Raw genomic sequence first — 7,859 nt, 5'->3', positions numbered from 1 at the left:
GGCATTCGGATCATTGGTTTCTAGTGCCGTTGCGTATAGGTCATACCATCTTGATCGCTGGCGTTTTCAAGCAGCATTTCTTGTGTCACGAGGATAGATCCATCCTCGTCCACGTCTGCCACGATTGGCGCTGCTTCTGGTGCGTCGTTGACGAACTCAACTTTCAAGTCGATGTTTGCCGCCACCACATCGGTGCCATCGCTCACATCAAACGTAAGGTCAACATTACCAAAGAAGCCCTGCTCTGGCGTTAACGTGTAGGTGCCATCGCCATTGTCTGTCACTTGAACCGTATCGCTTAAGCTCGTCACGTTCACAACAGATAAGTCATCGCCTTCGATGTCCGTTGCTTGAGCCAGCAGCTCTGCTTCAGTAATCGTGATGGCTTCGCCGTCTTCTGTGGTGAAGGACAAATCAGGTACATCTGGCAGGTCGTTCACTGGGTTAACGGTGAGGTTTAGATCCGCGGCGACGGTTTCAATCGCGTCAGTTACGTCATAAGTAAATTCGATTTCACCAAAGAAGTTTTCGCTCGGTGTAATCGTAAAGCTACCATCAGCGTTCTCAACGATGGTTGCATTAGGATCGTTGGTCGACAGGTTCACCGCTTCAAGGTTGTCACCATCCACGTCGGTCGCGTTCGCTAACAAGTCTTCTTGAGTGATGGTAATTGAGCCATCTTCATCGACGACCGCATCAACAGGACCGCTGACCTCTGGACCTTCGTTAACGATCTCAACATCGATCTTAGCTGTACTTGGTGCACTTGCTTGACCATCGCTGATGTCAAAGGTCAGGTTCACTTCACCGTAGAAGTTCGAAGTTGGTTCGAAGGTAAAGGTGTTGTCGCCGTTATCTGTCAACGTACCTTGTGACTGGTCAACAAGCAGTAGATTCTCGATATGCAGAATGTCGCCATCCACATCGGTCGCACCTGATAACAGGTCTTTTGCTTCGATGATGATGGTGCTGTTTTCTAGCATTTGAGTATGCAGCGGCGCACCAGGAACTGGCACATCGTTGACCGGAATAACGGTCAGATCTAGATGGGTATCGACTTCATCGGTGCCATCGAAGACTTTGTAGTCAATGTCGACTTCACCATTGAAGTTTTCATTCGGCATAAAGGTGTAAGTGCCGTCGCCATTGTCGACAAGCTCACCGTTATCACCGCTGTAAGAGATATCAGATATAGACAGCGCATCGCCTTCTACATCACTTGCATTCGCAAGCAGGTCGTCCGCGCTAAACGTAATGCCCACATCCTCATCAGTCGACAATACAATCGGACCAGAAACGATTGGCGCATCGTTTACTGCTTCGAAGTTGATGTTGATGATGTTGTCGTCAGTGAGTTCACCATCCGTAACTTGGTAGCCAAGCTCAATCTCACCGTAGAAGTTCTCATCTGGTGTGACTGTCCACGTACCATCGCCGTTGTCGGTTAACGTAGCGTGCTCCGCGTTATCCCCCACCAGCTCTAGGTTTTGAATATCAAGAACGTCACTATCGATATCACTCGCTTGTGCAAGAAGCTGCTCTTCTGTGATTACCACAGAGGCAAACTGCGTAGAACCTTCGGTATCGATGGTCACATTTGGTAGATCAGCGGTCAGTTCGATTTCACTGTCACCTTCACGGATATTCAGCTCTACCGTTTCCGTGATTTCCGTGCCGTCCACGCCAATAGATGTGAACACCGCTTCATCATGACAAGTTTGCGATACCGTCATGTTTTGAACCACGTAAGTACCGTTACCTTGAATCGTACCTAGCTCAAAGTAAGATACCGGCTCGTTCACCGTTAGGGTGTAATCCGTCTCATAGCTACCACGATCTTCTTTGTGGTAAGTCATCGAGTCGATCAAGTCACCATCAGAGTTGAAGGCGCGAATTTCGACTTCGGTAAAGTGGCGAGACTCTTCCATAAACCAGCCGCCTAGACCATCTAGGTGGAAGCTGATTTCGTTGATATCTTGACCTTCAACGCTCACAGTCAGTTTTTCATCACCACTCAAGCCTTGGCGGTCAGTATCGCCAATACCGTGACCAATGTGTGTTTTACCATTCCACGCACCGAGTGGGTCATCATTACTTTGAACGGTAACTTTCAAATCACCATCAACAAACTCACGTGTGTAAGGGTCAACAGCAGTACCCCAATCATCGAGGCTAGCGTTGTCGTCAAAGGTACCAATTTGACTCGTATGCGTACCGTTCGCCAATGCATCATCATTTGGAATGAAGCGCACTTCCGTGTCTGCAGGAACCTCCTGCCCGACTTCTAGCTGTACCCATTCGTCATTTAGATTCGCTTCAATGATGCCGTTTTCAGGGGCTTGGTCGAGACGTAACGCAGGCTCTTCACGCAGAGAAACACCCACTGTTTGGTCTTCTTCTGCTTGAATAAAGATCTCGTCGCCCGCTTCTGGCGCATCGTTGACAGGATTAACGGTCAGATCCAACGTGGTCAGAACATCATTTTCGCCATCGCTGATGTTGTAAGTAAAGTCCAACTCACCGTTAAAGTTTTCGGTGTGCGTAATGGTAAAAGAACCATCGTCATTGGCTACGATCGTCGCATCCGGGTCATTGGTTTGTAGATTGCTGGCAACAAGGTCATCACCCTCAATGTCTGTCGCATTCGCAAGCAATTGTTCTTGCGTGATGGTGATGGCGTTATCTTCATCCACCTCCGCTTGAATGCCTGACGTTTCTGGTGCGTCGTTCACCGCGATAACATCGATGCCTGCGGTTGTTGTATCCGTTGCACCATCTTGGTCGATAACCGTAACGTCGAGAGAAATGTTACCGTCAAAGTTCTCATTTGGCGTGAAGGTATATGTGCCGTCGCCATTGTCCACGAAGCTACCGTCGTTACCAGAGTAGCTAACATTCGCCAAGGCTACATCGCCTTCCACATCAGAAGAGTTAGCTAACAACTGCTCGTCACTAATGGTGATTTGACCGTCTTCTTGAACCGTGTAAGACGTAGAACCGGCAACCGGTGGATCGTTCACTGGTGTCACGCTGACATCAATGAATGCTGGTGTTGAACCTGTGCCGTCAGACACATCGAATGTGAACTGAACATCACCGTTGAAGTTCTCATTCGGCGCGAAGCTGTAAGTGCCATCGCCATTGTCGGTAAGAACACCATCGGCACCTGTGTAAAGAACGTTTTCGATAGACAGATCATCGCCATCAATATCCGATGCGCCTTCCAATAGGTCTGCATCCGTGAACAGCAAGGTGCCATCTTCTTCTACCGTGAACTGTTGATCTTGCGCTTGTGGCAAGTCATTCACAGGATTAACCGTAATATCCAGACCAACTTGTACCGAGCCACCATCGTTATCAATGATATCGAAGGTCAGATCTAGGTCGCCGTTGTAGTTTTCATCCGGTGTGATGGTGTAGCTGCCATCATCGTTGTATTGAATTGTCGCGTTGTCATCTGTCGATAGATTGATGGCTTCAAGGTTCTCGCTATCAATATCGCCCGCTTTGGCAAGCAGTTGCTCTTGGCTTAGCGTAATTGAGCTGTCTTCGTTGATGGTGTAAGCCAAATCACCCGATACTGGTGGATCGTTGATTGGCAATACATCGACATTGATGTGCGTATCAACGGTTGCCCCATTCTCATCTTGAATGGTCACATCCAACTGAACTTGACCATTGAAGTTCTCGTTTGGCGCAAAACTACAAGTACCATCGCCATTGACGGTAAAGATACCATCCGAGCCTTCATAGCTGATGCCAACAAGCTCTACATCACCCTCGATATCAGATGCGTTGGCAAGAATTTGTGACTCACTAAATGTCAGTACTGAATCTTCATCAATCGTGTAAGACGTTGGACCGGCAACTGGAGGATCATTCACTTCAATGACCGTAATGCCTGCGGTCGTTTCGTCAATCGCACCTTGATCATCCGCCACAATCACATCAAGGCTGATATCACCACTGAAGTTCTCATTCGGCATGAAGGTATAAGTGCCGTCACCGTTGTCTTGGAATACGCCATCGGTGCCTGAATAGGTCACGCTATCGATGGACACTGCGCCTTCCACATCTGAAGAGTTAGCCAGAAGCTGCTCGTCGGAAATCGTAATCGCATTATCTTCATCAACCGTGTAAGACGTAGAACCCGCAACCGGAGGATCGTTCACTGGAGTGACGCTCACGTCCACATTGGCAGGTACTGTCTCAGTGCCGTCAGAAACACCAAAGCTAAAGCTGACATCGCCGTTGAAGTTTTCATTTGGTGCAAAGGTGTAAGTACCATCACCGTGGTCAGTCAACACACCATCGCTGCCTGTGTAGCTAATGCCATCAACCGTTAAGTTGTCGCCATCGATATCGGTCGCGCCAGCAAGCAAGTCTGCATCGGTAAACTGAAGCGTGCCATCTTCTTCAACACTGAACTGCTGGTCTTGAGGAACAGGAAGATCGTTAACCGGATTAACCGTTAGATCCGCCGTTGCTTGGATAGTGTCTGTGCCGTCCGTAATGTTGAATTGGATATCAATGTCACCATTAAAGTCCGCATCTGGCGTAATCGTGAAGCTGCCATCGTCGTTCGCTGTAACGGTTGCGTTTCCATCGACAGTCAAATCGCTAGCAGTCAGGTCATCGCCCTCAATATCAGACGCTTGAGAAAGAAGCTGCTCTTGGCTGAGTGTAATCGCACCGTCTTCATCAACGCTGTAAGCCAAATCACCCGATACTGGCGCATCATTGATTGGCAATACATTCACATTGATGACGGTATCAACTTCAGCTCCATCTTCATCTCGAATGGTCACATCAAGTTGAACTTGTCCGTTAAAGTTCTCGTTTGGCGCGAAGCTGCACGTGCCATCATCGTTAACGGTGAAAATGCCATCCGGACCATCATAGCTAATGCCAACAAGCTCTACATCGCCTTCCACATCAGAGGCATTCAACAGCACTTGCGACTCACTAAACGTCAGAACTGAATCTTCATCAATAGTGTAAGAAGTTGGTCCAGCGACTGGTGGATCGTTCACTTCCAGCACCGTAATACCAGCAGTGGTGGCATCCGTTGCGCCTTCTTCATCAGCGACGACGACATCAAGCGTCACTTCACCATTAAAGTTTTCATTTGGAGAGAAGGTGTACGTACCGTCACCATTGATTTGCAACACACCATCGCTGCCAGAGTAGCTCACGCTATCAATCGAGACATCCCCTTCTAAATCCGAAGAATTTGCCAACAGTTGCGCGTCAGAAATGGTAATAGAGTTGTCTTCGTGAACCGTGTAAGACGTTGAACCAGCCACCGGAGGATCATTCACCGGCGTGACGCTCACATCTACATTCGCTGAAACCGTATCTGTGCCATCAGATACGTCGAAGCTGAAGTTCACATCGCCGTTGAAGTTCTCATTTGGCGCAAAGCTATATGTGCCATCGCCATTGTCAGTTAGAACGCCGTCGGTGCCTTCATAGCTGATTCCCGTTACAGAAAGGTCATCGCCTTCAATGTCGGTAGCACCTGCAAGCAGATCTGCATCAGTAAATTGAAGAGTGCCGTCCTCTTCCATACTGAATTGTTGATCTTGAGGAACAGGCAGATCGTTGATTGGATTAACGGTTAGGTCAGCGGTTGCTTGAACGGTATTCGTGCCATCTGAGATATCGAAGCTGATGTCGATATCACCATTGAAATCTGCGTCCGGCGTGATGGTGAAGCTACCATCGTCATTTTGAGTCACCGTCGCATTGCCATCTACCGAAAGGTTAGAAGCCGTCAGTGCATCGCCTTCCACATCAGAAGCTTGCGACAACAACTGCTCTTGGCTCAAACGAATCGAGCCATCTTCGTCCACCGAGTAAGCAAGATTGCCAGACACTGGCGCATCATCGACTGGCGTGACGCTTACATCAATGTTGGCAGAAACCGTATCTGTGCCATCGGACACATCAAAGCTGAAGTTCACATCACCATTGAAGTTTTCATTTGGCGCAAACGTGTAAGTCCCATTGCCGTTGTCGGTCAGGATGCCGTCGCCACCGTCGTAGCTTACGCCCTCAACCGTTAGGTTATCGCCTTCAATATCCGTTGCGCCAGTAAGCAGGTCTGCATCGGTGAAGATCAGAGTTCCGTCCTCTTCCACGCTGAACTGCTGGTCTTGAGGAACAGGTAAATCGTTGATTGGGTTAACGGTTAGGTCAGCGGTTGCTTGAACGGTGTTCGTGCCATCTGAGATATCGAAGCTGATGTCGATATCACCATTGAAATCTGCGTCTGGCGTGATAGTGAAACTACCATCGTCATTTTGAGTCACCGTCGCATTGCCATCTACCGAAAGATTAGATGCCGTCAGTGCATCGCCTTCCACGTCAGAAGCTTGCGACAACAACTGCTCTTGGCTCAAACGAATCGAGCCATCTTCGTCCACCGAGTAAGCAAGATTGCCTGATACTGGCGCATCATCGACAGGCGTAACACTGACATCAATGTTGGCAGAAACCGTATCTGTGCCGTCGGAAACATCAAAGCTGAAGTTTACATCACCATTGAAGTTTTCATTTGGCGCAAAACTATAAGTCCCATTACCGTTGTCGGTCAGGATGCCGTCGCCACCATCGTAACTCACACCTTCAACTGTGAGGTTATCGCCTTCAATATCCGTTGCGCCAGCAAGCAGGTCAGCATCGGTGAAGATCAGCGTACCATCCTCTTCAATCTCAAAGGTTTTATCTTCCGGCACTGGTGCGTCATTGATTGGACGAACAGTTAAATCAATCGAGCTAGAAATGGTTTCTTGACCATCACTGATATCAAACGTTAAGTCGAGTTCACCATTAAAATCTGTATCAGGTGTGACGGTATAAGTGCCATCACCATTATCCACAACCGATGCATTAGCACCCACTTGCACGTTGAATGCGGCAAGATTATCGCCATCAACATCACTCGCGTACCCGAGAAGTTGTTCTTGCGTGAAGGTAATAGTGCCATCTTCATCCATGATGTATGCCAGATCTTGCCCTACTTCTGGCGCGTCATTTTCACCTTCGACTTTAATTTGGAACGTTTCGCTCGTAGTTTCGGAGTCAAAATCGTCTTCTACTTGCGTCGTGGTTTCTTCGCTAGTGTCTTGTACATCCACCGCGAAGCTCTCTTCAGTGGTTTCTGAATCTAGCTCGTCACCACCTTGAGAACCTTCAGAGTCTGAAGAAGCACTTGGCGCAGATGAAGTTTGTACCGCTTGTCCTTGCGCTTCATTGCCTTCTGCGTCCGAACCACCTTCAGAGCCAGAGGCATCACCACCACCGACCGCTTGAGCACCCGCCCCAGAATCCGAACCATCGCTGCCCAGAGCCTCGTCACCTGATTCTCCGCTAGAAGCTACACTATCAACAACATTGGATTGTGTAGCGTCAGAGTCGCTGCTACTTTCAGTATCCTCTTCTTGAACTGCGCCACCCGAGCTCACTGCTTCTTCTTCCGTACCCGCGCCACTAGGATTTTCTTCCATCGCACGATTGGCTTCATCAACAGCATCTGCACTTTCAGCACCGGTCGCTACAGTCGAAGAGACGGTCGACTGCTGTTTTTCTTCTTTTGTCCCCGTATCCTTCGTTTCTGTTTGCTCTACCGCATCGTTAAGCTTTTCATTGTCTTTTTCTTGATTAGTGTCGCCTGCCATTACAGCCTCCGTTGCTTTTAGCTAACTGATCGTATTTAGAGGCAGTAAAGGACACCATTTTTAGAAACCAACTTTTTTATACAACTTTTTTCATACCTTTCGAGTTCCATAAAAACAAAAAAATTTGAAAACCCAGTATAAAGATCCTTACTTGTTGTCATTAAAGCAATTAGTGCG

General features: G+C 48.3%; 1 protein-coding gene. It reads right to left on the bottom strand.

The window, feature by feature from the left end:
• Positions 1–20 precede the first annotated feature (20 nt).
• Complete coding sequence (locus tag R7E38_RS23535; RefSeq protein ID WP_411978677.1) at positions 21–7,682, bottom strand: tandem-95 repeat protein; 7,662 nt, start codon at positions 7,680–7,682, stop codon at positions 21–23.
• Positions 7,683–7,859 lie beyond the last annotated feature (177 nt).

The sequence above is a fragment of the Vibrio sp. Vb2131 genome (genome assembly GCF_033338535.1).
GTDB lineage: Bacteria > Pseudomonadota > Gammaproteobacteria > Enterobacterales > Vibrionaceae > Vibrio > Vibrio alginolyticus.
Note: the sequence above shows the minus strand (reverse complement) of the source record. Positions and strands in the feature narration are given on the sequence as shown.